Annotated in this window: 1 protein-coding gene; it reads left to right on the top strand. The window is 61.4% G+C overall.

The window, feature by feature from the left end; genetic code table 11:
- A partial coding sequence (locus tag JHC57_RS22345) for a fumarate hydratase (RefSeq protein ID WP_294032751.1) occupies positions 1–207 on the top strand: 207 nt, incomplete at both ends.

The raw sequence follows: 207 nt of genomic DNA, 5'->3' as shown, positions 1-207 counted from the left end.
GGCACGGCGGAAAAGGCGATGCTGCTCGCCAAGGAATCGCTGATGGGCCATATCGATATGGCCGAACTGAAAGCGCGCGGGCCAAAGACCGACATCGAAAAGCTGCGCGTGGAGATTTTCGACAAGGTGAATGCGCTGGGCATCGGCGCGCAGGGGCTGGGCGGTCTGGCGACGATCCTCGACGTCAAGATCATGGACTACCCGACC

Origin of the sequence: Sphingopyxis sp. (assembly GCF_016463645.1) — a bacterium.
In the GTDB taxonomy this organism is placed as follows: domain Bacteria; phylum Pseudomonadota; class Alphaproteobacteria; order Sphingomonadales; family Sphingomonadaceae; genus Sphingopyxis.
The sequence above is the reverse complement of the archived record's forward strand: the minus strand, read 5'-3'. Positions and strand labels throughout refer to the sequence as shown.